The 25,938-nt window shown below is 49.5% G+C and carries 21 protein-coding genes; 10 read left to right on the top strand and 11 right to left on the bottom strand.

The window, feature by feature from the left end; all coding sequences use genetic code 11:
• Positions 1-42: 42 nt before the first annotated feature.
• A complete protein-coding gene (gene clpA / locus H8K38_RS02880; protein WP_186883256.1) occupies positions 43-2,343 on the bottom strand; it encodes an ATP-dependent Clp protease ATP-binding subunit ClpA in 2,301 nt (766 codons plus the stop codon).
• On the bottom strand, positions 2,340-2,648 hold the full coding sequence (gene clpS / locus H8K38_RS02875) for an ATP-dependent Clp protease adapter ClpS (RefSeq protein WP_186883255.1): 309 nt from the start codon (positions 2,646-2,648) through the stop codon (positions 2,340-2,342). The genes clpA and clpS overlap by 4 nt, the downstream gene beginning before the upstream one ends.
• A gap of 386 nt (positions 2,649-3,034) precedes the next feature.
• Here clpS and H8K38_RS02870 point away from each other — a divergent pair, with 386 nt between their 5' ends.
• From H8K38_RS02870 to H8K38_RS02860, 3 genes are all read left to right on the top strand, one after another.
• Entirely contained in the window at positions 3,035-3,238 is a 204-nt protein-coding gene (locus H8K38_RS02870) for a cold-shock protein (RefSeq protein WP_186883254.1), read from the top strand.
• Positions 3,239-3,354: 116 nt separating this feature from the next.
• Positions 3,355-4,719, top strand: a complete 1,365-nt coding sequence (locus H8K38_RS02865) for a cache domain-containing protein (RefSeq protein WP_186883253.1) — start codon at positions 3,355-3,357, stop codon at positions 4,717-4,719.
• Positions 4,719-5,339 carry a response regulator transcription factor gene (locus tag H8K38_RS02860; RefSeq protein ID WP_186883362.1) on the top strand — a complete coding sequence of 207 codons (621 nt, stop codon included), beginning with the start codon at positions 4,719-4,721 and terminating at the stop codon, positions 5,337-5,339. Before H8K38_RS02865 ends, H8K38_RS02860 begins: the two co-directional genes overlap by 1 nt.
• A 68-nt stretch (positions 5,340-5,407) precedes the next feature.
• On the opposite strand, the gene icd is transcribed toward H8K38_RS02860, so the two are convergent.
• On the bottom strand, positions 5,408-6,661 hold the full coding sequence (gene icd, locus H8K38_RS02855; RefSeq protein ID WP_186883252.1) for an NADP-dependent isocitrate dehydrogenase: 1,254 nt from the start codon (positions 6,659-6,661) through the stop codon (positions 5,408-5,410).
• Between the two features lie 182 nt (positions 6,662-6,843).
• Between icd and H8K38_RS02850 the strand changes: the two genes are divergently transcribed.
• The 3 genes from H8K38_RS02850 (at position 6,844) to H8K38_RS02840 (ending at position 8,298) form a co-directional block, all read left to right on the top strand.
• A complete protein-coding gene (locus H8K38_RS02850; RefSeq protein ID WP_186883251.1) occupies positions 6,844-7,389 on the top strand; it encodes a pseudouridine synthase in 546 nt (181 codons plus the stop codon).
• Positions 7,390-7,533: 144 nt separating this feature from the next.
• Positions 7,534-7,734 (top strand): hypothetical protein, encoded by a 201-nt coding sequence (locus H8K38_RS02845; RefSeq protein ID WP_186883250.1) that lies wholly within the window; start codon positions 7,534-7,536, stop codon positions 7,732-7,734.
• A 174-nt stretch (positions 7,735-7,908) separates the two neighbouring features.
• Complete coding sequence (locus H8K38_RS02840) at positions 7,909-8,298, top strand: DUF192 domain-containing protein (RefSeq protein WP_223826993.1); 390 nt, start codon at positions 7,909-7,911, stop codon at positions 8,296-8,298.
• Positions 8,299-8,428: 130 nt separating this feature from the next.
• Here H8K38_RS02840 and rpsT read toward each other — a convergent pair whose 3' ends face one another.
• Complete coding sequence (rpsT, locus tag H8K38_RS02835) at positions 8,429-8,692, bottom strand: 30S ribosomal protein S20 (protein WP_186883248.1); 264 nt, start codon at positions 8,690-8,692, stop codon at positions 8,429-8,431.
• A gap of 249 nt (positions 8,693-8,941) precedes the next feature.
• Between rpsT and H8K38_RS02830 the strand changes: the two genes are divergently transcribed.
• Positions 8,942-9,529: a GNAT family N-acetyltransferase gene (locus H8K38_RS02830; RefSeq protein ID WP_186883247.1), complete on the top strand. Its 588-nt coding sequence runs from the start codon at positions 8,942-8,944 to the stop codon at positions 9,527-9,529.
• 11 nt (positions 9,530-9,540) lie between these two features.
• Positions 9,541-10,710: a VWA domain-containing protein gene (locus H8K38_RS02825; RefSeq protein ID WP_186883246.1), complete on the top strand. Its 1,170-nt coding sequence runs from the start codon at positions 9,541-9,543 to the stop codon at positions 10,708-10,710.
• Between the two features lie 9 nt (positions 10,711-10,719).
• On the opposite strand, the gene H8K38_RS02820 is transcribed toward H8K38_RS02825, so the two are convergent.
• Positions 10,720-11,553 (bottom strand): PleD family two-component system response regulator, encoded by an 834-nt coding sequence (locus H8K38_RS02820; protein ID WP_186883245.1) that lies wholly within the window; start codon positions 11,551-11,553, stop codon positions 10,720-10,722.
• 135 nt (positions 11,554-11,688) lie between these two features.
• On the opposite strand from H8K38_RS02820, the gene H8K38_RS02815 reads away from it, so the two are divergent.
• Positions 11,689-13,680 (top strand): DNA topoisomerase IV subunit B, encoded by a 1,992-nt coding sequence (locus H8K38_RS02815; RefSeq protein WP_186883244.1) that lies wholly within the window; start codon positions 11,689-11,691, stop codon positions 13,678-13,680.
• Between the two features lie 164 nt (positions 13,681-13,844).
• Entirely contained in the window at positions 13,845-16,160 is a 2,316-nt protein-coding gene (gene parC, locus H8K38_RS02810) for a DNA topoisomerase IV subunit A (protein WP_186883243.1), read from the top strand.
• Positions 16,161-16,282: 122 nt separating this feature from the next.
• Here parC and H8K38_RS02805 read toward each other — a convergent pair whose 3' ends face one another.
• The 6 genes from H8K38_RS02805 to hutH all read right to left on the bottom strand — a co-directional run bounded on the left by H8K38_RS02805 (position 16,283) and on the right by hutH (position 25,926).
• Positions 16,283-17,935 (bottom strand): diguanylate cyclase, encoded by a 1,653-nt coding sequence (locus tag H8K38_RS02805; protein ID WP_186883242.1) that lies wholly within the window; start codon positions 17,933-17,935, stop codon positions 16,283-16,285.
• Positions 17,936-18,328, bottom strand: coding sequence for a response regulator (locus H8K38_RS02800; protein ID WP_186883241.1), 393 nt, complete (start codon positions 18,326-18,328; stop codon positions 17,936-17,938).
• A gap of 159 nt (positions 18,329-18,487) precedes the next feature.
• Positions 18,488-22,207, bottom strand: coding sequence for a DUF748 domain-containing protein (locus H8K38_RS02795; RefSeq protein ID WP_186883240.1), 3,720 nt, complete (start codon positions 22,205-22,207; stop codon positions 18,488-18,490).
• Positions 22,208-22,516: 309 nt separating this feature from the next.
• On the bottom strand, positions 22,517-23,746 hold the full coding sequence (gene hutI, locus H8K38_RS02790; protein WP_186883239.1) for an imidazolonepropionase: 1,230 nt from the start codon (positions 23,744-23,746) through the stop codon (positions 22,517-22,519).
• A complete protein-coding gene (locus H8K38_RS02785; RefSeq protein WP_186883238.1) occupies positions 23,746-24,372 on the bottom strand; it encodes a HutD family protein in 627 nt (208 codons plus the stop codon). The genes hutI and H8K38_RS02785 overlap by 1 nt, the downstream gene beginning before the upstream one ends.
• 12 nt (positions 24,373-24,384) lie before the next feature.
• The gene (hutH, locus tag H8K38_RS02780; RefSeq protein WP_186883237.1) at positions 24,385-25,926 is read right to left on the bottom strand and encodes a histidine ammonia-lyase; all 1,542 of its coding nucleotides are present in this window, start codon (positions 25,924-25,926) and stop codon (positions 24,385-24,387) included.
• Between the last annotated feature and the right edge of the window lie 12 nt (positions 25,927-25,938).

The raw sequence follows: 25,938 nt of genomic DNA, 5'->3' as shown, positions 1-25,938 counted from the left end.
TATACACACAGCGATCAGTACGATCGCTGTGCACTTTTTTATTTATTCCACTTCAACGATTTCCTGCGAAGCCTCTGGCGGCGTCGCATCACCTTCGCTGAAGTCCAGTGTAATCTGATCCTTATCATCGAGATCGACCACGACGCGCCCGCCAGACACCAGACGACCAAACAACAACTCATCGGCCAGTGCTTTGCGGATCATGTCCTGGATCAGGCGAGCCATAGGGCGGGCACCCATCAACGGATCAAAACCTTTCTTCGCGAGGAATTTACGCAAGCGATCAGTGAAAGTCGCTTCCACTTTTTTCTCATGCAATTGTTCTTCCAGTTGCATCAGGAACTTATCAACCACGCGCAGAATAATTTCTTCGTCCAAGGCACGGAAACTGATGATCGAGTCGAGACGATTGCGGAATTCTGGCGTGAACATGCGCTTGATATCCGCCATTTCATCACCGGCTTCACGACTGTCATTAAAGCCAATCGAGCGTTTCTGCAAGCTCTCGGCACCGGCATTCGTGGTCATGATAATGATCACGTTACGGAAATCCGCTTTACGACCATTGTTATCCGTCAGCGTGCCATGATCCATGACTTGCAACAGAATATTGAAGACATCAGGGTGCGCTTTTTCTATCTCATCCAGCAGCAACACTGCATGCGGCTTCTTGTTAATCGCCTCCGTCAGCAAGCCGCCCTGATCAAAACCGACATACCCCGGCGGCGCACCGATCAAACGACTGACCGCATGACGCTCCATGTATTCCGACATGTCGAAACGAATCAGTTCTATACCTAAAGTGAAGGCAAGCTGTTTCGCGACCTCAGTTTTACCAACACCGGTGGGACCTGAAAACAGGAAGGAACCGATAGGTTTGTCTGTTTTACCCAAACCGGCACGAGCCATTTTGATTGCGGAAGCCAGCGCTTCAATCGCAGGTTCCTGACCAAACACAACGTTTTTCAGATCGCGATCGATGGTCTGCAATTTGCTGCGGTCATCCTGATTGACAGTTTGCGGCGGAATGCGGGCTATCTTGGAAATAATTTCCTCAATATCCGCTTTGCCTATCGTTTTCTTTTGTTTCGATTTTGGCAGAATGCGTTGCGCGGCACCGGCCTCATCAATCACATCAATCGCCTTATCCGGCAAATGGCGGTCATTGATAAAGCGGGCAGACAATTCCGCTGCCGTTGTCAATGCCGATGCTGAATACTTCACATTGTGATGTTCTTCAAACTTCGATTTCAGGCCGCGCAGAATCTGCACAGTTTGCTCAACCGTCGGCTCATTCACATCAATTTTCTGGAAGCGGCGTGACAGTGCATGATCTTTTTCAAATACACCGCGATACTCGGTGTAGGTTGTCGCACCGATGCACTTCAGTTGACCGCTCGACAAAGCCGGTTTCAACAGATTGGATGCGTCCAGCGTTCCACCCGATGCCGAACCGGCACCGATGATGGTATGAATCTCATCGATAAATAAAATACCGTTCGGTGTCTCTTTCAACTGTTTAAGCACCCCCTTGAGACGCTGCTCAAAATCACCGCGATACTTCGTGCCGGCCAGTAATGCGCCCATATCGAGTGAATACACCACTGCATTTTGTAAGATATCCGGTACTTCTGATTTGACGATACGTAACGCCAGGCCTTCGGCAATCGCTGTTTTTCCGACACCCGCCTCACCGACCAGTAAGGGGTTGTTTTTACGACGACGGCACAGAATCTGAATCACGCGTTCGACTTCACTGTCGCGCCCGATCAAGGGATCAATCTTGCCATCCGCTGCCGACTTATTCAGATTTTGGGTGAACTGATCCAGTGGATTTTCTTTCGCCTGCGCATCTGCCTGCCCCTCATCACCACCTTCAGGAGATTTTTGCGGCTCGTTCAGATTATCTTTACGGACGCCATGAGAAATAAAATTCACGACATCCAGACGGGTGACACCTTGCTGATGCAGGTAATAGACGGCATGCGAGTCTTTCTCGCCAAAAATAGCAACCAGCACATTCGCACCAGTGACTTCTTTTTTGCCATTTGACGACGACTGCACATGCATGATCGCACGTTGAATCACACGCTGGAAACCCAGAGTCGGCTGCGTATCAACCTCTGTCGTGCCGGGCACGGTCGGCGTGTTATCAGTGATGAAGTTACTCAGGGTTTTGCGTAAGTCATCGATATTGACCGCGCATGCGCGCATCACCTCGGCTGCCGAAGGATTATCCAGCAGAGCCAGCAATAAATGCTCGACTGTGATGAACTCATAACGAGCTTGTCTGGCCTCAACAAAGGCCATATGCAAACTGACTTCTAATTCTTGCGCAATCATACTTCCTCCATCACACATTGCAGGGGGTGTCCTGCCTTACGAGCGTGTGTCAAAACGAGTTCCACTTTAGTCAGTGCAATATCTTTCGAATATACGCCACAAATTCCTTTACCGTCTCTATGTACTTTGAGCATGATCTGCATCGCAGTCTCGCGGTCTTTATGAAAGTATTCCTGAACGACCGCCACCACAAATTCCATAGGGGTATAGTCGTCGTTCAATAATATTACCTGATACATTGAAGGCGGTTTGAGCTGTTGTGTCTGCCGCTCCAGTATCGTACCGTTTTCTTGCTTGTTTCCCATGCGTCTATTCTAGTACGTTGATTCGTTCCAAAGGCAAATAATAAACAGGTAAAACTACCTTATTTCTGCTCTGAACAGATGTTACCTGCTTTCGGACAAACTCACAGATGGTGATCATTTCTCACAGATCAAGTTTTAAGTGAAAAGCAGACATTTCACTTAAATGTATAAAGGAATTTGCTGACATTACTTAAAAATACAACAATAGGATACAAGTAAATAAAAGTTTCTTGACTTTAGTTTTTTTTCCGCCAAGAATGACATTTATTGACTGCATTAGTAGTAATTAGTCAATATGAAGTGGGCAAGTTTAGGGGGGGCTGGCATATCGCCAGGTTTCTTGCTTTTACGGCTCGTGTGATTAGTTTTTATTTGAAAGACGCATTATGGCAACAGGTACCGTCAAGTGGTTCAATGATTCCAAAGGCTTCGGCTTTATCACTCCGGACGACGGTGGTGAGGATTTGTTCGCCCACTTTTCCGCAATCCAAATGAACGGCTTTAAGACACTGAAAGAAGGTCAAAAAGTAGCGTTCGAAGTCACGCAAGGCCCTAAAGGCAAGCAAGCTTCTAACATCCAAAATCCTTAATTTCCGGATTTAGGACTTTCTGAAAAACCCCGCTTTTGCGGGGTTTTTTATTTTTCTGGAATAACTGTATAAAGACAAGATAGCAGACCGCCCATTCCATAAGACGCAACGACGAAATGAAACTTCGCTATAAATTTATATTGCTGGCCATCATCCCTCTTTTGCTTTCGCTTGCAGGTATTTCTGCGGCAGTTTTCTATCAGGCAACAAATTTGGCAAAGCAACAGCGAAACACGGTCGAGCAAGCGTATCTGGCAAGTAAGGAGGCGGAGCTGAAGCACTATGTCAGCCTGGGAAATGCAGCAATTCAGCATTTTTACAACAATGGTAAGGACATAGTTCAAAATCAGGAAAATGCCAAGAAGATGCTATCCACCTTAGATTTTGGTGACGATGGCTATTTTTACGTTTACGACATGAACGGCAATAATCTGATGCACCCACGGCAACCAGAGCTGATGGGACAAAATTTGTGGCACCTGAAGGATCCGGAAGGAAATTTTACGATTCAGAATCTGATCAACAAAGCCAAAGCCGGTGGTGGCGCGGTACGCTATTTGTGGGAAAAACCGTCCAGCGGTCAGATTGCGCCAAAACTCGGTTACGTCATTCTGCTTGATCGCTGGGGTTGGATGCTTGGCACCGGCATTTATCTCGACGATGTCGATGCAGCGCTGAATAAAATTGATGTACAGGTAGAAAAGAATATACGTGGCACCTTAATATGGATCGCCGTCATCGCTCTGGTTTGTGCGCTATTGATTGCGCTGTCGGGCTTGGTGTTGAATATCAGCGAATCCAGAATCGCCGAAGCCAAACTGAAAGTTCTGGCAAGGAGTGTCGTTCGCTCTCAGGAGGATGAGCGTGCCCGCTTATCACGTGACTTACACGATGGATTAAGTCAGTTACTGGTCTCGATTAAGCTGCAGATAGAGTCTGGTCTGGCAAAGCTGGATAACACCCAAAAAGCGCAGGAGACAAGCAGATTGCCGTTTCACCGCGCAACACAACAACTCAATGAAGCGCTCAATGAAGTACGCAGAATTTCACATGATCTGCGCCCTGCCATGCTGGATGATCTCGGCTTAGTCGCAGCATTTGAACATCTTGCCGGCGAATTTGAAAATGCCTGCGGCTTACCGGTACGAGTCACGGCAACAGGAAATTTCAGCAAATTGTCAGAAATCAGTAATACAGTTCTGTTCAGGATTGCGCAGGAAGCGCTGACCAATATCCATAAACATGCCCACAACGTCAGCCATGTGGATATACAACTCGTTGAGGCTGGAGAAATCATCACCTTGACAGTCGAAGACGACGGAACCGGCTTCGATATTCAGGGCATAGAGAATCACCCCAAACGCGGAATAGGACTCAGTAATATGCACGAGCGCATGGCCACTGTGAATGGTAGTCTGGATATACTCTCAGGCGCAGGCGGCACCAGTGTGATAGCAAAAATTCCGAATGGAGAAATATGATGACAGATAAAAAGACAATCAATCTGCTATTAGTCGACGACCACCCTCTGGTCAGAGATGGATTAAGGGCCAGGCTGGAAACCATTTCCCATTTTCACATCGTTGGCGAGGCTGGTAACGCAGCAGATGCGCTCAAAATGGTGGCGCTTCACGCAACCGATCTGATTTTGATGGACATTAATCTGGGCGGTACCAATGGCATCAATCTGACCGCAAAATTCACACAGGATTACCCACAGATCGCGATCATCATGCTCTCTATGCACGATAAGGCCGAGTATGTGAGTCAGGCGATACAAGCAGGTGCTCGCGCGTACGTGCTGAAGGACGCACCCGCAGAAGATATTATCAACGCGATAGAAACCGTGAGGGCTGGCGGGGTGTATTTCAGCTCAGGCCTCAAGCAAAACAATACGAACAACGCAACACAGATACTGACTCAGCGGGAACAGTGTGTTCTGAACAGCATTGCGACAGGTAAATCGAACAAACATATTGCTCTGGATTTAGGTTTAAGTGTCAGGACGGTCGAAACCCACAGACTCAATATCAAGCGCAAGCTGAATATTGAAGGTCAGGCAGATCTCATCCGCTACGCTCTAAGTAACATCAACCAGTAACACAAATATAAAAAAAGCCAGCTGACGCTGGCTTTTTTAAGACTCTGCTCGAAACAGTCACATGTGAATTACATGTTCTCAATCATAACGTCACCGAAACCTGAGCAAGATACTTGAGTCGCACCTTCCATCAGACGGGCAAAGTCATAAGTGACTTTTTTCACCGTAATTGCTTTTTCTGTTGAAGAAATCAACAAATCAGCAGCTTCTGTCCAGCCCATGTGACGCAACATCATTTCAGCCGACAAAATCAATGAACCTGGGTTCACATAATCTTTACCAGCGTATTTAGGTGCTGTACCGTGTGTTGCCTCGAACATAGCAACTGAATCAGACAAGTTAGCGCCTGGAGCAATACCAATACCACCAACCTGAGCCGCCAACGCATCAGAAATATAGTCGCCGTTCAGGTTCAATGTAGCAATAACGCTGTACTCATTCGGACGCAACAAAATTTGCTGCAGGAATGCATCTGCAATCGAATCCTTAACAGTAATTTCTTTACCTGTTTTTGGATTTTTGAATTTGCACCATGGGCCGCCATCGATCAGTTCTGCGCCGAATTCTTTTTGCGCCAATGCATAAGCCCAGTCACGGAAGCCGCCTTCGGTGTACTTCATGATGTTGCCCTTGTGGACGATAGTCACAGATGGCTTGTCATTGTCGATCGCGTATTGAATCGCTTTGCGAACCAGACGCTCAGTACCTTCGATAGAAACTGGTTTGATACCAATGCCTGAAGTTTCAGGGAAGCGGATTTTTTTCACGCCCATTTCGTCTTGCAGGAACTTAATCAGTTTTTTAACCTGATCGGAACCTTGCGCGAATTCGATACCGGCATAGATGTCTTCTGAGTTTTCACGGAAGATCACCATGTCTGTTTTTTCTGGTTCACGTACAGGGGATGGTACGCCTTTGAAATAACGCACAGGACGCAGGCAGACATACAGATCAAGTTCCTGACGCAGAGCCACGTTCAGGGAGCGAATGCCGCCGCCAACTGGCGTTGTCAATGGACCTTTAATAGAAACTACGTAGTCTTTCAATACTTTCAGTGTTTCTTCTGGCAACCAGACATCTGGGCCATATACTTTCGTGGATTTTTCACCAGCATAGATTTCCATCCAGCTGATTTTGCGCTTGCCTGCGTAGGCTTTTGCTACGGCCGCATCAACGACTTTGATCATGACCGGGCTGATATCAACACCAGTACCATCGCCTTCGATAAAAGGGATGATAGGATTATCAGGAACATTCAATGAAAAGTCAGCATTGACGGTAATTTTTTTACCTTCAGCAGGTACTTTAATATGTTGATACATCGTTTTCTCCGTAGTTAGGCGATCAAGCGGGTCACGCTTTTCTCGTAATATGCCTTGCTTGCTAACATAGCGGTCAATATCGCTATTAACTCTTCTATAAGACACAAGACCTTCATTTCGTATTATGCACTAGTATTTTACTGGATGCCATCTGTTTACAAAATTGCGGTTACCATATTGCCATGAAACTCATCCTATTTAACAAACCATTCAACGTCATGTGCCAGTTTTCCGCTCATCCGGACAGACCAACTCTGGCGGACTATTTGCACATCCCTAATATATACCCGGCGGGACGTCTTGATGCAGATAGCGAGGGCTTAATTTTACTGACAGATGACGGCAAACTTCAGAATCGCATCAGTCATCCCGATCACAAACAAGCGAAAACCTATCTGGTGCAAGTAGAAGGCATACCTGATAAAGAAACGCTGGAGCGTTTGCGCAATCCTTTAGATCTGGGGGATTTTGTGACTCAGGCATGCACTGTCATGCACGTACAAACACCTGAGTGGTTATGGGAAAGAACACCGCCAATTCGGCACCGGAGCAATATTCCAACCAGTTGGCTGTGCATTATTCTGTCGGAAGGAAAAAACCGCCAGGTTCGAAGAATGACGGCAGCAGTCGGGCTTCCCACTTTGCGCTTGATACGTACTGCAATTGGAGGATTCTCATTAGAAACACATCCCTTATTGCCAGGAGAATGGCAAGAAGTGGGCGTTTGAGTTGTTTTATTGCCTTGCAGCACAATTAATTGCGATTTCCCCTATGTGCTGCAATATCATGTCAACTTATCTGGGTTTGAGTGCGTTATCCAGATGATTCCTATTGAATCACCCTCCCAAATTACTCACGCAAAGGAAGTTAACATGAAAAAATTGATCGCCACTCTGATTGCTGGTCTGTTTGCTTCAGCCGCTTTCGCACAAGCACCTGCACCGGCAGCTTCCACTCCGGCATCTGCTTCCGCTTCGGCTGAAGTTGCTAAACCAGCTAAAAAAATTAAAAAAACGAAGAAAGCGAAAAAAGCTGCTGCTGAAGCCGCAGCATCCGCATCTGCGACAAAGTAATTACTGCAAATTAATTACCTGATCGCAAAATAAAAAAGGCAGGATGTATTCCTGCCTTTTTTATTTGCGGTAGCATACCTGTTGTTATTTTTTTTCAACCTGATTCCAACCATGATGAACCTTTTCCCGAATATCAAACTGAAAGCGGCAAGTATTGTTCTGCTCAGCGTGCTGATGCCTCTTGCTCATGCTGAAAGAAAACTGCCTGTCAAACAACTCTCTGCTGGCATTTACGTCATTCAAGCAGAAGTGGCTGCCAGTGATGCTGATCGGGAACAGGGCCTGATGTTGAGAACCAAAATGGGGATCAACGAAGGCATGGTATTTGATTTTGGCGCTCCGGCCGGCGTTTGTATGTGGATGAAAAACACACTGATCCCATTGTCTGTCGCATTTATCGACGGCGAAGGGAAAATCGTTAACATTGAAGATATGCAGCCAGAAACGACCGACTCTCACTGTGCGAAAAAGACGGTGCGCTACGCACTGGAAATGAATCAGGGTTGGTTCAAACAAAAAAATATTAAACCAGGCAGCAAAATTGAAGGCCTGCCACTGCGCTAAGCAATTTCGCATCAGATACCCAACAAACCTGTGTATCCGATGAATTCCGAAGAAGAAAACAAAAAACCGCAAAAAATGCGGTTTTTTTACATCTGAAATTGCCTGCACTTATCTGCAGGCAGAATAGCTATTAAGCTAAAGCTTTCAGAGCGGAAGCCAGGCGGCTTTTATGACGGGCAGCCTTGTTTTTGTGAATAATTTTCTTGTCAGCGATGCGATCGATAGTCGATACGGAAGCTTGAAAAATTGTTGCAGCAGCAGCTTTATCACCAGCTTCGATTGCTTTACGAACAGCTTTGATTGCTGTACGCAGAGTCGAGCGTTGGCTGGAATTGTGTGCGTTTTGTTTTACTGCTTGACGAGCACGTTTGCGTGCTTGTGCGGTATTTGCCATGAGATTTCCTAAACGTGGTCAAAGCGACGAGGTCAAAACATTTGATTAAATGCCACGCCGCAAAATTCTATACAGCTTTGCAGTATAACGGCTTTTATTTTCGTTAGCAAGCATTGCTGTTGTTTTGAGTGAATAGAAGATTATAACCCGTGAAACCATCTTCACTCACCCATTTTTTCATTATTGTTACTGATATTCACAGACTTTTTGTGCAACAGTCTTAAAAAATAACTACCGCGAGGAATCAATATGGAATGTCAGCCACTACATTTGCAGGGAACAAGCGTCAGTCTGGAGCCTTTAGAGCAGGCACATATTGCGGATATCCGCAATGCGGCTGCCGATGGTGAACTGTGGAAACTATTCTTTACTTCGGTACCCGCGCCGGAACAAACACAACAGTGGCTTGATACAGCGCTCGCCATGCAGTCCCAGCAAAAGGCAATTCCGTTTGTCGTCCGCGAGAAATCAGGAGGCAAAATTGTAGGATCTACCCGCTTTTGCAATATAGATCACCAACACCAGCGCCTAGAGATCGGTTACACCTGGTATTCGCAATCGGTGCAACGCTCGGCAATCAACACGGAATGTAAATTATTACTGCTGACCCATGCATTTGAAGTGCTGAACTGCATCGCGGTAGAATTCCGTACCGACTGGTTTAACCGACGTTCGCAAGCTGCGATCGAGCGGCTTGGTGCCAAACGTGACGGGGTTTTGCGCAATCACATGATATTACCCGACGGACGTATCCGTGATACGGTTGTGTATAGCATTCTGCAAAATGAATGGCCGGGCTTAAAAAAGAATTTGCAATATATGCAAAATAAATACTGAGAGATAAACAAGTGCTGATTGATTTTTTCTTTACGTTAAAAGACGCCAAAATTCCTGTCTCGATCAAAGAATTTCTGATGCTGCTTGAAGCATTGGATAAAGGTCTGATCAACATGTCACTCGACGATTTTTATTTCCTGTCGCGTACGATCATGGTGAAGGATGAAGCGCATTACGACAAATTCGATAAAGCGTTCGGCATGTATTTCAAGGGGATAGACACGATCTTTGAGCAACGCCCTGACATCCCTCTCGATTGGCTGACCAAGCGACTGCAACGCGAACTGAGCGACGAGCAAAAAGCGGCGATCGAAAAGTTTGGCTACGACAAACTCATGGACAGACTTAAAGAGCTGCTGAACGAACAAAAAGAACGGCATGAAGGCGGCAGTAAATGGATAGGCACGGGTGGCACCTCTCCTTTCGGTAATGGCGGCACGAATCCCGAGGGAATACGCATCGGCGGCAAGGGGGGCAATCGCAGCGCGGTCAAAGTATGGGAAGAGCGCGCGTTCAAAGATTACGACGCTGAACGTGAACTTGGCACACGCAACATCAAAGTCGCGCTGCGCCGCTTGCGTAAATTCGCCCGTCAGGGTGCAGAGGAAGAACTGGCGCTGGACGCCACCATCAAAGCAACCGCCAACAATGCCGGTTATCTTGATATCAAGATGCAACCCGAGCGTAAAAACAATATCAAAGTGCTCATGTTACTGGATGTCGGTGGCACGATGGATGATCACATACAGCAAACTGAAGAATTATTTTCAGCAGCAAAAACCGAATTCAAAAATATGGAATTCTTCTATTTTCATAATTGCGTGTACGACTACCTTTGGAAAAATAACCGTCGCCGTCATGCGGAAAAATTTCCGACCTGGGATGTTTTGCGCAAATATCCGCCGGATACCAAGCTCATCTTCGTTGGCGATGCCACCATGAGTCCGTATGAAATTCTGCAACCGGGCGGCTCAGTCGAATACAACAACGAAGAAGCTGGTGCTGTCTGGCTACAACGTTTTGCAACGACATTTCCCAAATATATCTGGCTCAATCCCGAACCGGAAGGCTTGTGGCAATACCGGCAGTCTATTTCGGTTATTCGTCAGGTCATGAGCAACCGCATGTTTCCGGTCACCATAGAAGGACTGGAACGGGGAATGCGATTACTCAGCAAGTAAGCGCCGGGCTTATTTAAATAAGTGTAAGTATTTTCTGATCGTACTAAGTAGAACACGACGGGACAATGGTTTTACCAGAAAACCGTCGCAACGCACCCGCTCCGCCAACCCGAGTTTGTAATCAAAAGATTGATCGATTAAAAAAATCACGGAAGTCTTTAAACCGTGATTTTGTTTTTTCAGCCCGTCACACAGGTGATAAGGATCGACATCAGGGGTAGACGTGTTGATTAAGGTCAGTGCATGCTGGTTGTTCCGATCCAGCATCAGGGCGCTGCGCTCATCGGCCGCCAGCGTAACAGTAATGCCGTAATGATCCATAATGGCCGCCACGTATTCACGGAATTGCGTGTCCTTATCAACGACCAGAATGCCGCCCCTCGCCATCGGCGTATCACGCATTTTTTGATACACCTGTGGATCGGTAAGATCAAAATCTATGCGTTTATGGGCGCGCCGCTCATGCACGGTTAAATTGATGGTGTGCGCAGCTAAAGTATGTAGTAACAGTTCACGTTTATTGATCAGCTCATCAAGAATGCCGAAAATATTGCGCCAGCGGATAGGCTTTGGCATCACCTGATAAGGTAAATCAATATCGGTTTTACCAATTAACAACACCGGCATCGCATCGCCGGGATTAAGATCAGACAGTGTTGCAATCGCTTTGATGTTGCTGGCATTGACGATATACATGTCCGGATCCTGGACGCACCCCGTCCTCAGACACGTATAGCTGTAACCGGTCTCGCGTGCTACCGCGAGTACTGCAGAAAAAGTTTCTTCCTCTTTGGCGGAAAATCCAAGCAGTCGGATCGCGATCGTTGGAGTTTTTATTGACATCGTTTATCCATCTACCTATTACAGCTACAATAGCTGCCAAAACGTATGCAAGAATACATCTAAAATCATGTATTCCGTATTTAAAAATTGCAAAATATTATTGCACTTTAACCAAAACAACAGATTTCTATTTGCATGGCCACTAAAAAAAATACGACTCCGTCCGACTATAGCGAATCATCCATCCGCGTCCTCAAAGGGCTGGAACCGGTTAAACAAAGACCGGGCATGTATACCCGCACCGAAAACCCGCTGCACATTATCCAGGAAGTCATCGACAATGCGTCCGATGAAGCTTTGGGCGGTCATTGCAAACATATACAAGTCACGCTGAACACCGACGGCAGCGTCAGCGTTGAAGATGACGGCCGCGGTATTCCGGTTGGACTGCATCCGGACGAAGGTGTTCCCACGGTCGAAATTGTATTCACACGTTTGCACGCCGGCGGCAAATTCGACAAAGGTTCCGGCGGAGCCTATGCGTTTTCCGGTGGTCTGCACGGCGTTGGTGTCTCTGTCACAAACGCGCTATCCAAACGCCTGGAAATTACCGTCTGGCGTGAAGCTGGCTTGCATCAGCTGACCTTTGCTGATGGCGACGTGATAGAACCACTGCGCAGCCAGCCTATTCCTCGCGGCGATAAAAAGAGCGGCACCCGCGTCAGTATCTGGCCCGATGCAAAATATTTCGATTCCGCGAATATACCGCAAGGTGAGTTACAGCGTTTGCTGCGCTCAAAAGCGGTCTTGCTGCCAGGCGTGAAAGTCACACTGAGCAATGCCAAAACCGGCGAATCGCAAACCTGGCAATACGATCAGGGCTTGCGTGGTTATCTGACCGAAGCGCTGGCTCAGTATTCGCATGGCGAGCCGCTGATTCCGCTGTTTGAAGGCGAGCAATTCGCCAGCGCGGACACCGAAGGTTTTGCCGAAGGCGAAGGCGCATCGTGGGTCGTGGCCTGGACCGAAGAAGGCAATGTGGTCCGTGAATCGTATGTGAATCTGATTCCGACGCCAGCTGGTGGCACACATGAATCCGGTCTGCGCGAAGGTTTATTCGGCGCGGTCAAGAGCTTTGCCGAAATGCATTCGCTGCTACCGAAAGGCGTCAAGCTGCTGCCGGAAGATGTGTTTGCGCGCGTCTCATTTGTGTTGTCAGCTAAAGTGCTGGACCCGCAATTTCAGGGGCAGATTAAAGAGCGCCTGAATTCGCGTGATGCGGTGCGGCTGGTGTCTTCATTCACCAAACCACCGCTGGAATTGTGGCTCAACTCGCACGTGGATTACGGTAAAAAACTCGCTGAACTGGTGATCAAACAAGCGCAATCACGCTTGCGTTCTGCGCAAAAAGTGGAAAAGAAAAAATCCTCTGGCGTTGCCGTTTTACCGGGCAAACTGACGGACTGCGAATCCAGCGACATTACCCGCAATGAATTATTTTTAGTCGAAGGTGATTCCGCCGGTGGCTCAGCAAAAATGGGACGCGACAAAGAATTTCAGGCGATTCTGCCTTTACGCGGCAAGGTGCTGAACACCTGGGAATCGGAACGTGATCGCCTGTTTGCGAATAATGAAATTCACGATATTTCGGTCGCCATCGGCGTCGATCCGCATGGAGCTAACGATAATGTCGATCTCTCGAATCTGCGTTACGGCAAGATCTGTATTTTGTCTGATGCGGACGTCGATGGTTCACACATTCAGGTGCTGTTGCTGACACTGTTTTTCAAACATTTCCCCCAACTGATTGCCCGCGGCCATATCTGCGTTGCGCGTCCGCCGCTGTTCCGCGTTGATGCTCCGGCACGTGGCAAAAAACAGGCACAAAAAATCTATGCGCTGGACAGTGCCGAACTGACGTCGATAGAAGACAAGTTACGCAAGGAAGGCGTCAAGGACGGCGCATGGAATATTTCCCGCTTCAAAGGTCTGGGCGAAATGAATGCAGAACAATTATGGGAAACCACGATGAATCCAGACACCCGCCGCTTGCTGCCGGTCAGCCTCGGTGAATTCGATCAGGATTTTTCCGAGGGGCGCTTCAACATGCTGATGGGAAAAGGCGAAGCTGCGGCCCGTCGTGCCTGGATAGAAGAACACGGTAATGCTGTCGAGGCCGATATTTAAGGCGCTGAAATGCTTTTTAAGGTCTGAAAATACTCCCCCCAGTATATGTAAACACCCCAATGAATATGCGGACATAAGGTGTATTTTCAGACATACTCCCCAAAAATTACGAATATCGGCAAACAAAGTGGCATTTTGCCGGATGCAACAAAGAATAAAAAACTATGAGCGAACAAGCTAATTTATTTGAACAGACACCGCCGCCAGGCGATGGCGAAGCACTGACGCTGGCGAGTTTCGCCGAACGTGCTTATCTTGATTACGCAATTTCCGTCGTCAAAGGACGCGCCTTGCCGGACGTCTGCGATGGTCAGAAACCGGTGCAGCGTCGCATCCTGTTTGCGATGAACGAACTCGGTCTGAATTCGTCGGCCAAACCGCGTAAATCGGCTGCGGTGGTCGGTGATGTGCTCGGTAAGCTGCATCCGCATGGCGATCAGTCTGTGTATGACGCGCTGGTACGGATGGCGCAGGATTTTTCGCTGCGTTATCCGCTGATCGATGGACAAGGTAACTTTGGTTCACGCGATGGCGATGGCGCGGCGGCAATGCGATACACCGAAGCGCGCCTGACGCCGATTGCTAAATTGCTGATGGATGAAATCGATCAGGGCACCGTCGATTTCCAGCAGAATTATGACGGCACCACCGAAGAACCGAAGCTGCTGCCAGCACGTTTGCCTATGGTGTTGCTGAATGGCGCATCCGGTATCGCGGTCGGTCTGGCGACGGAGATTCCTTCACATAATCTGACCGAAGTAGCCAAAGCCGCCGTCGCGCTGATCCGTAACCCGGCCATGAAACAAGCCGAGCTGATGGAATATATTCCCGGCCCGGATTTCCCCGGCGGCGGACAAATCATCACACCAGCATCCGCGATTGCGGAGATGTATGCGAGTGGTCGCGGCAGCATGAAAGTGCGCGCCCGCTGGAAGATAGAAGACATGGCGCGCGGTCAGTGGCAAGCGGTGGTGACCGAATTACCGCCGGGCGTGTCGTCGCAAAAGGTATTGGAAGAAATCGAAGAACTGACCAATCCGAAAATCAAAACCGGTAAAAAAACGCTGTCGCCAGAACAGGTCGCGTTAAAGCAAGTGATCTTGTCGGTACTCGATACTGTGCGTGATGAATCCGGCAAAGATGCGCCTGTGCGTCTGGTGCTGGAACCGAAATCGAAAAATCAGGATCAGGCCGAGTTCATGCAAATGTTGCTCGCCCATACCTCGCTGGAAAGTTCGGCATCAATCAATCTGGTGATGATCGGTGGCGATGGTCGCCCACGCCAGAAAGGCTTGCTCGATATCATCAGCGAGTGGATTGCATTCCGTTTCACGACGGTCACACGTCGCACCCAATTCCGCCTGAAAAAAGTCGATGACCGCATCCATATTCTCGAAGGTCGCGAAGCAGTTTTACTGAATATCGATGAAGTGATCCGCATCATCCGCGAGTCGGATGAGCCGAAACCCGCGCTGATACAGGCTTTCCGCTTATCCGACCGGCAGGCAGAAGATATCCTGGAAATTCGCTTGCGTCAGTTAGCAAGGCTGGAAGCAATTAAAATTCAGCAGGAATTGGCAGAGCTGCGTAAAGAAAAAGCGGGCTTGCATGATTTGCTCGACAATCCTGCGTCGATGAAGAAAACGCTGATTAAAGAAATCGAAGCCGATGCGAAGCAATTTGGCGATGCGCGCCGCACGCTGATAGAAGAAGCGGTACGCGCATCGGTAGAACAAAAAGTGGTCGATGAGCCGGTCACGGTTGTCATCTCCGATAAAGGCTGGGTGCGCGCCCGCACTGGTCACGGACATGAAGCCAGCCAGTTCACGTTCAAGGCAGGTGACAGTCTGTATGGCACGTTTGAATGCCGCACGGTTGATCATTTACTGGTGTTCGGCTCAAATGGCAGAGTCTATTCTGTCCCCGTTGCCGCCCTGCCCGGCGCGCGTGGCGATGGTGTGCCAATTACAACGTTGATTGATCTCGCAGCCGGTACCAAGATTCTGCATTACTTTGCAGGTAGCAATGACACCGGTTTATTACTGGCATCGGATGCCGGTTATGGCTTCACCGCGAAAGTGGGTGACATGGTTGGTCGTATGAAGGCTGGCAAAGCCTTTATGACGCTGGAAGAAAACGATTTGCCGCTGCCGCCAGCAGTCATCAACGAAGATGCCAGCGCAATTGCCTGCTTGTCTGAAAATGGCCGTTTGCTGGTCTTCGGTCTGAATGAAATCAAGCAATTGTCGAGCGGCGGACGCGGCGTTATTCTGATGGAACTCGAAGACAAAGAAGCCTTGCTCGCGGCACAGGCGATCAGCCAGAAAGGTGTCAGGGTAACGGGAACTGGACGTGGCGGCAAAGTGCAGGAAGTGAATCTGAGCGCCAATGCCCTGTCTGTTCATATCAACAAACGCGCCCGCAAAGGCAAGCCGCTGGAAGCGAAAATCAAGGCCAGCAGCTTGCAAAAGCTGGGCTAAGTTAAGTCTGAGCTAAGCTAAGCTGATACCGATAAAAAAAGCCTTAACGATGTTCAGGCTTTTTTATTTTAAGAAGTCGTTTTCCTTAGCAAGACTGGCAGCTATAGAACAAACCTCAGACCTCAGGCGATCGTAATGCAATTGCGTCCGCTTTGTTTGGAAACATACATCGCCGCATCGGCCGCATCAAACAAGGTATCGACATCGCCAGATAACTCCAGATCGGCAATCCCGGCAGAAAACGTTGAAGAAAACTCCCTGTTTTCTGAATGCTGAAGAATTTTCGCAAACGCGATGCGGACCTGATCCAGCACCCGGCGTGCGGTACTCGCATCGGTATGTGGAAAAATAACAGCAAACTCTTCACCACCATAACGCCCGACGATATCGGTACGGCGCAGACGCTGGCGCAACAAACGCGCCAACATACGTAATACATGGTCGCCGGCAGCGTGCCCATGCTGGTCGTTCACCTGCTTGAAATAATCGAGATCAATCATCGCCAATGCCAGCGGCGTCGCATTGCGATGCGCCTGCAAAATCTCGGCGGCAAGATGTTCTTTGATCGCAGTATGGTTATACAAGCCAGTCAGACCATCGCGCATAATCAGCGCACGCAAAGAACGATAGCGCTCGGCACGCGTTGCCAGAGATGAGATCAGATAATCCGGTGTCACCGGTTTGGTAATGAAATCATCCGCACCAGCACGCACGGCTTCCAGCTGTTTCTGTGGGTCAGCCTCGCTGGATAAAAATACGATGGGCACGTCCACGTACGAATTGTCCTGACGAATCAGATGCGACAATTCAATGCCGCTACACAATGGCATGTAGACATCGAGCAGCAACAGCTCAGGGCGGAAATCTGTCATGACAGACAATATCCGGGTTGGCTCATTCAGCAATTGCACGATCATGCCGGCATTGCGCAAAATCGCACCGTAATAATTCGCCGTCACCACATCATCATCGACAATCAGTATCCGGTAACCTTTCGTCTCATCACGCTGCAAGATGGTATCGATTCTTTCAGTCAGTTCGACGACATCGACTGGCTTAGTAAAGTAGCCATCGCCCTTGGCGTGCACCGCCATCAGGCGAGAATCAAAACTACTCGACTTCGAAATAAAAATCGTTGGAATACGCAAGCGTTGCAGTTGTTCTACTTTTTTTATTTCTTCGACCCCGCCAGTGCCATCTTCGGCAGACCCCATATCGATCACAATCACATCCGGGCGTCGTCGCGCCACCGCCAGAGCCAGATTTTTCGACTGTTCCACGCTGACGGTCTCGTAACCAAAATGCTCAAGTTGGGTCGTAATTTCCTGATTTTGCCGACAATCCTGATTGACCAGATAAATCAGCCGCGACTGATTATCGGACGAAGCCGTTTCGCTCGCGTCTGCAGATGCGATATCACCCGGCGCATGTTCCTTGTTGAGATTATTGAGTGCGGCAGCAAAGTAATCGCGAATATCACGGGCGTAATCGTCCAGCTCAGTCTGACTCCACTCTGTGCCGCTTAATAATGGCTTCAGACGCGACTCAAACACCCGCGCCTGCACACCCAACTCTTCAAAGCCGAAAGTGCCTGCGGAACCGGCCATCGTATGCAGATGACGATGCAAAGCCGTTAGTGACTCTTTGTCCTGCGGGTTGTGCAAATACTGCCCTAATGCACCAGTGATCTCGTCAAACCGGGAGGGTAATTTCTGCAAAAAAAGCGCTTCCAACTTACGCAGTTTTTCTTGCAGGTTATCCATTTTTTCTGACATCTATTTTCTTTCCTGCCAGAGTTTAGCGACCTGTGCGGACAATTCCATAGGATCAAAAGGTTTAGCGATCACGCCGATGGCACCTAAGGAATAATACAGTTCCAATTCTGATGTCTGCACTTTCGCCGTCATAAAAACCACCGGCGTCGTCGCCGTCACAGGTAATTGACGTAATTCTGCCAATGTCGTTGGTCCATCCATATTGGGCATCATGACATCGAGCAACAGCAAATCCGGTACAAAACCCGCTTTTACCTCTGACAGTGCCTGACTGCCTGAGCTGCAGGTCTTCAGAACAAAGCCGCCAACAACTTCAAGGGCAATCTGCGCCACCGTCTGTATATCGGAGTCGTCCTCAACATACAAAATGTTGACCAGGTTTGCAGATGTCATTCTCACTCCTTAAACAAAATTGTTACGCCCGTCGGATCAGCATAAATCAAGATGATGCTCAAAACAATCCGTCAGCAAAGAACAATATCCGGTTCTGCAGGACTTTAATGGCAGCATCATCGTTGTTATAAAAATCTGTGCCTGAAATCAGATATCAGATTACTTCAATGAAAAATCGACACGGTTAGGAGCGCCCTTATCTTTGATGCCGTCCGCATTCAGTTTGGGGGCGATCAGGAACATACGTTCGCGACTCACCAGCGCCACATCTTCGAGATAATCGCGCACAGTATCTGCGCGTCTTTGTGCCAAGTCCCGTAAATCATCGGTATCCACCGTCAGACTTTGCAATAACAATTGTTCCGCCTCTGCGTCTGGCAGTGTTTTAGCCAACCCCAGCACATTCCGTGGCTTATTGAATTTTGCAGCATCGTATAAGGATTGCAGAAATTTATGTCGTTCGTCTGCCGTCAATGTCAGCGACTCCGCTTTGATACCGCGATTTTTCCGTCCAAGTTCACGCCATTTAGCTTCACGCAAACGATTTTCCAGCATTTCATGACGTACGCCCTCAGTATCGCTTTTGACGTCCACACGGCCTGTAATATCCAGATGCAGACTGGTGCGTTCTTTCAATGCTTTTGCCAGGTTGTCGAGTTTTTCAGTTGCCGCCGGCGTCAGAACTGCACTGCCGGGATTGAATTCAAGATAAGCCAGCTCTTCACCACCACCAAACATCGATCCCAGTAAGGCAAACGGTGACGTCACCGCCTTGGTAATGATGTTCACAAACACTTTAAAAATAATGCTGCTGACAGAAAACTGCGGGTCGGCTAATGAGCCAGAGATCGGTAAATTAATCGTTATCCGGCCTTGATTGTCACGCAACAGCGCCACTGCCAGCATCACTGGTAATTTGGTCGCACTCGGGCTGTCCACCCGCTCACCAAACGTCAGTTGATCCAGCCTGACCTCGTTCTCCGCCGTCAATTGCTGGTTCTCTATTTTGTAACTTGCCTGAGCCGACAATTTACCTTTTTCAATCACGTAACCCGCATATTTAGCCGCATACGGCGTCAGCTTGGTCAGCTCGATCCCGTTCGCACTGCCTTTAATATCCAGAAATACCGGCGTTGATAATGGATTCATGCTGCCTGAAATCAGCAGCGGTGCGTCATCATCCACTTTACCATTCAGTTCCACCGTCGCCACTTGTGGGTTGTCGGATGAAATCGTGCCTATGCTACCGCTGATGCCAGTCAGGTTTGCATGGTAATTCGGCTGTATGAAATTGTCCGTAAAGTTTACGTTGCCACCGGTGATGACGGTTTGCCCTATGCGCATAACGACGGAGGATGGCGTACCGGTGACCGGCACTTTCTGCGTTACGGTGGTGCTACCAGCAAGGCCTGCAGTGGTTTTCGGCGTCATCTCTTTCGACGTCGGCACTGCGTTCGCAGGTACATCCTTCGCGGTTTGGCTCACCAGGATATTCTGTAAATTCAAGCGCGCCTTGTCAGACAACACCAGACGCGCAAAAAAATCATTCAGGCTCAGTTTTTTAACATCAATCAGTTGTTTGGTTTTTCCTACGTTCGCGTGAATGCCTTCCGCTGAAATCGCTTTCCAGTCCAGAAAATCCTCCTCTGTGCCATTTTCAAATATCTGAAAATTATTCAGGCTCAGCATGCCGTCGTAATCAAACTGACGGTCGGCTTCCAGAATATTTGTCAGTACCAGCTTGCCCTTGGCAGTGCCGCCACCTTTAACAATCTGCACATTCAGAAATTGTGAAAAATACGAAGATAGTCGCGCAATCGGCAAACTTTCTGTATCCACATTCACGTTTACTTTTTTCATACCGGCGGAACTACTGCCATCCAGATTCAGCTTAGAACGCCGGTTCAGTTTCGATTGCAGACGGAAGCTGACGTCTTTAGAGAAATCGCTACTGAGTTGCCCCAGATTCAGGCTGATGCTGTTCAGGTTTAATTTCACTTCCGGTGTGACCGACTGATCGAGAAAATCGATTTCACTATTTTTCAGACCAAATTGATTCAGGCTGATTTTCCACGGCGCAACTGCTGTGCTCTTGGCAGGTGGCAGTTCAGCGTTGGCAGTTCTGACGACGTTGCCTTTGGTCGCAGAGGAAACTGACTCGGGCAACCAGCTCTGCATCAGCATCGCCGCCGATTTATCGCGCCGGATATCGGCCCGCAAACCATCAAATTCAGCGGTTCCCATCTGTATCGCGCGGTTCGCGGAGTCTAGTAATGTTTTGTTCAGCGAAAAAGATTTGAGCGCAATACTACCGTCACTGGCATTCCCTTTCAGCAGCAGATCACGCAGTCTGAGCGATAAATCACTAAGCTGAAATTCGCCAGCCTTCAGACTGACGCCGGATTCCGCATCCAATTTTCCACTCAGATTCGCCTTCAAAAACGGATTCAGAAAAGCCTGATAATTAGCGAGCGCCACATCGCTGATGGCAAGCTTGCCATTCAGCGTAGAGGAAAAAATCTGCAATTGCCCGTCAAACCCGATTTTTTCATCGGCTTTTGTTTCCAGACTCAGTTTCAGTTGCGCTGGCTTGACGTCTTTCGCGGTCGATAACTGCTGCGCACGCAGGCTGATGTTTTGCAATTCCAGTTTTTGTTCTGGTCTGGCATGCACGGCATCAGAAAAGTGTATCTGTCCATTCGCGACCAGCAGATCGTGTACCTGCACGAGTGGCAAAGGTGCCGGGGTCGCTGTCGCTGTTGCCGCCGTCGCTACTGGTGTGACTGCGGATGTTTTTCCGGCTGCTGCAGTCGTTGCCGTCCCTGATTTACCAACGGGTGCAGCTTGCAGATTCGCCCAGTTCAGGCCATGCTGCGCATCAAAATCCAGCCATACCTGTGGTGCGCTCAGGTTCAATTGTTGCAACTCTGTCGCCGCTGTCATCAGATTCATCTGACGAATCTGCGCCTGCAAACCTTCCAGCTTCAGCAAAGGCTGACTTTGTTTATCTTTCAGGAAAACATCATGCAAATGCACATCACCGGACAGAAAAACTTCCATCTGCTTTTTCTGGCTGAAAGTCAGATTGAGCTTGCTGCTCAGTCTGGCGCTGCTTACCTGCACCGGCAAGGCGACTGGTACATAAGGAATCAGTTGCGCCAGATCTAATTGGTCGAAATCGATCGCCAGCGTGCTTTCACGAGTTTCAGAAAATGGCTTGGCGCGCGCCTGCAAAGAAAAATCCGCACCGTTGATGTGGGCAGATAATCGGGGCTCGACAAAGCTGTCTATCTGTTTCGGGAAATTGGAAATGAAAGGTAAGCCTACCTGCAAGTCTGTCAGTTTAAATTGCTTACCGAAGACCTGGTCATCAAAGACGATAGTACCTTTGCTGATCTGTATGTTGGCAACAGAAAAACGCAGCGGCGCGTCACTTTTGGGAGCTGCTGCAATTTTATCCAGCACGTCGCTGACGTTATAGCGACTATGCTGAGCCGCACTGTAACGTACCAGATGTACATCCGGCGCAGTCAGATAAAACTCATCGAGTACCAGTGCGCGATGAAACAAGGATGTCATTGACAGATTGACTCTCAGCTCTTGCACCGCTAAAGCCGACGTATTCTGATCGGCTTCATAGAGACGCACATTCGTCGCCGTCAGGGCAAGTGAAAATGGAGAAAAGCTGACCTCGCCGATGTCCAGTTTGCGGCCAGTTTGTTGTTGCACCTGCTCTATCGCCATGCGTTTTACAAACACCGGCAGAAATAAATAGCTGAGCAACATCAGCAGCACGGCTAGCACCAGTCCCCCGGCAAGCCAGCGCCCCGTTCTCCAACGTTGAAAACGGGTCGAAAAAGAAGTAACCGGTAATGCCACTGTGAGCCTCTGCGTGTAGATAAAAATGAAGCAAAAATCGCTGAAACGCCTCATTTTTCAATTGAATATTATTTTTCCAGCATTATACGTCTCGCTAAACGTCAAAGCGGGGAAAACCCGGGCTGCGCGGGTTAAATAATGTGTCAAAAGATTACCAGAGTTCGTTCAAATGCTATCGATACGCATTCGAACGGAATGCGCGTACAGATTAAACAAACCGTGAACAAGCGCCGACCCGCGCAGGGCTTAATGTTGACAAGTGTCAGTCAGGTGCAACAGCGGCAAGCCTTTGTTTCCGGCTCATACGCTTCATGGGAAAAAACCGCGCCGGTCTTCTGGTCGCCCGCCGAAAACCCTGCTCCAGAGCAGATTCGCGCCAATGTGATAAGCCAGATCTGCCGGTCGCTGTATCTTCCACAAAATAAAATCGGCCATCTTGCCGACTTCTAATGTTCCGCTGATGCTGCTCATCCCTAATGCCTGTGCGGCATGGCAAGTCACGCCCTGCAGGGCTTCCAGCGGCGTCAAACGAAACAGGGTGCAACCCATGTTCATTGTCAGTAACAGTGAGGTCAGTGGCGATGTGCCGGGATTGCAATCGGTCGCCAATGCGATCTTCACACCGGCAGCACGTAAGGCCTGCACCGGTGGCATTTGCATTTCACGTAAAAAATAAAAAGCACCGGGTAATAACACGGCCACCGTGCCGCTGGCAGCCATCGCGGCGATCCCTGTGTCCGACAGATATTCCAGATGATCCGCCGATAAGCCGCGATAACGGGCAGTTAACGCCGCCCCACCCTGATCTGATAATTGCTCTGCATGCAGCTTCACCGGCAAACCAAGTGCTTGCGCGGCCATAAATACGCGCTCAGTCTGTGCCGGCGTAAAACCGATTTTTTCGCAAAAGACATCGACCGCATCGACTAATTCTTCCGCCACCAGTGCTGGCAGCATGTGCTCGCACACCAGCGTGATGTAATCATCTGGCCGACCGGCATATTCCGGTGGCAAAGCGTGCGCTCCCAGAAAAGTTGTCTTGACGCGCACCGGAAACTCACGTCCTATGCGCCGCGCAACACGCAGCAGCCGCGCTTCGCTGGGCAAATCGAGACCATAGCCTGACTTGATTTCCAGCATCGTCAGACCTTCACTAAGCAACGCGCGCAGACGTGGCAGAGTCGCTTGCAATAGCTCATCTTCCGTCGCAGCTCTGGTCGCCGTGACGGTGGAAAGGATACCGCCGCCTTGGCGGGCAATCGTTTCATAACTGACGCCATTCAGACGCGCTTCAAATTCATTGCTGCGGTTACCGGCATACACCAGATGCGTATGACAATCGGTCAGCCCCGGTGTCACCCAGCAGCCAGCGCCATCGTGCTGTGTTGTGACCGAATAATTCGGGGGTAAGCCATTGAGCTCACCCAGCCAGACGATCTTACCGTCACGGACAGCAAGCGCGGCATCATTAATCTCGCCATAACCATCTGTCATGGTCGCGAGGTGGATGTTGGTCCACAAACTATCCCAGTGCAACATCAGTCCGGTCCTTTATCAAAGAATCTCAGCGTGATCAGATATAAGATTGTGCCCTCATCGGCAGTCAGTTCCAGTGCTATGCCTGATGCAGGATGGGCTTCATTCAACAGCATAAGATCGCCGCTGCAAAATACTTCCTCCGCTGTTTCTGGTGTTGTCAGACGAGCGCCACCGGCAACGCAGTACAACAGCATCTGCCGGGCGTCTTGCGCATGGATGCGATGTTGTCCGGCCAATAGCTTTTGCATGGTATGGGTGCAGATATCGCGGCGCGTCATCATGTTCAGATCCGACACGCTGCCCGCTGATAATTCAGCCGTTACCGCAAGCTCACCTGCAAAGCAATACGGCGCACTGTCTTGCGTCAGATGCACCGCACCCGATGGTGTAGTTCCCTGCTCTGCCTTCGTATGCAAAATCAAACCTGCGCCAGGCAACACGGCAAGCGTTCTGTCTATGCCGGGGAAACTGGAAAACGGTCCATCAACCGCTACCTGCGCCGTACTCAGGCGCCAGATGAAATTATCCAGACTGGCGCCAGCCGGAAAAATCGCCAGCTCAGTCGTGCTGCCGCCGCCATTTTTCCAGGGCATCGTCTGATATTCGTTCACCGACCAACGCCGCATCAACATACACCGTCAAGCCAGATATAAATGCTGATACAGATGCTGGCATTCCGCACTGATGCGGCCGGAGACCACCAACTCTTTTGCGGCCTCGATATCGGGTGCGAAGAAACGGTCTTTATCATAGAACTCAACCTTATTCCGCAAAGTCTGATGCACCTGCGCCAGCATAGGCGAGGTCATCAGTGGCGCATGGAAATCCACGCCCTGCGCCGCCGCCAGCAATTCAATCCCGACGATGGTCGCTGTATTTTGTGCCATTTCATGCAGGCGACGGGCGCCATAGGTCGCCATACTGACATGATCTTCCTGATTGGCCGAGGTCGGAATCGAATCCACACTGGACGGATGCGCGTGCGATTTGTTTTCGGAAGCGAGTGCTGCCGCTGTCACATGCGCGATCATGAAGCCGGAATTCAGGCCCGACGATGGCACCAGAAATGGCGGCAAACCAGATAACGAAGCATCAATCAGCAAGGCGATGCGGCGCTCGGAAATCGCACCGATCTCGGCAATTGCGAGTGCCAGCGTATCCGCCGCAAAAGCGACTGGCTCAGCGTGAAAATTCCCCCCGGAAATGACTTCGCCGGTGTCGACAAACACCAGCGGATTATCGGTGACGGCATTCGCTTCGATCAGCAAAGTGCGCGCTGCGTTATTGATGATATCGAGGCAGGCACCCATAACCTGAGGCTGGCAGCGCAGGCAATATGGGTCTTGTACGCGCTCATCGTTGACCAGATGGGATTGACGGATTTCGCTACCGACCAGAAGCTTACGATAAATTTCTGCCGTTGCCATCTGCCCCGGCTGACCACGACTGCTGTGTATGCGAGGATCAAACGGTGCGTCACTGCCTTTGGCGGCATCGACCGATAAAGCGCCGGTAATCGTGGCCGCTTCCAACAAACGCTCCGCCATGAATAAGCCATGCAAAGCGAGCGCCGTTGATACCTGCGTACCATTGATCAATGCCAGGCCTTCTTTCGCGGCGAGGACGACAGGCGTGATGCCAGCATTCGCCAGCGCCTGTTTTGCCGGTATCAGTGTACCGTTGACGCGCACATCACCTTCGCCCAGCAGCGCCAGTGTCATGTGCGATAACGGCGCCAGATCGCCGGAGGCACCGACCGAGCCTTTGACTGGGATGGTTGGCATAATGCCAGCGTTGAGCATCGCGATCATGGTATCGATCACCACTGCTCGGATACCGGATACCCCACGAGCCAGGCTGGCGATTTTCATCGCCAGAATCAGTCGCACGACCTCATCGGCAATGAATTCGCCTGAGCCCACGGAGTGCGACAAAATCAGATTGCGTTGCAAGAGCTCAAGCTGATCATCCGGAATGCGGGTTTTCGCCAGCTTGCCGAAGCCGGTATTGATACCGTAAGCCGCATCGCCTTTGGCAACGATCTTTTGTATCATTTCTGACGATGCGTGTATCGCCGGGTAAGCAGACGCGACCAGTTTTAATGGTGCCGGACTGATCCAGATGCGGCGCAAATCTGACAGCGTGAATTCGCCAGGATGTATCTCAAGATGCTTACTCATTTTTTTGCTTTC

It is taken from the genome of Undibacterium sp. FT79W (assembly GCF_014284215.1).
Lineage (GTDB): Bacteria > Pseudomonadota > Gammaproteobacteria > Burkholderiales > Burkholderiaceae_D > Undibacterium > Undibacterium aquatile.
This window is presented reverse-complemented; position numbering and strand designations above follow the sequence as displayed.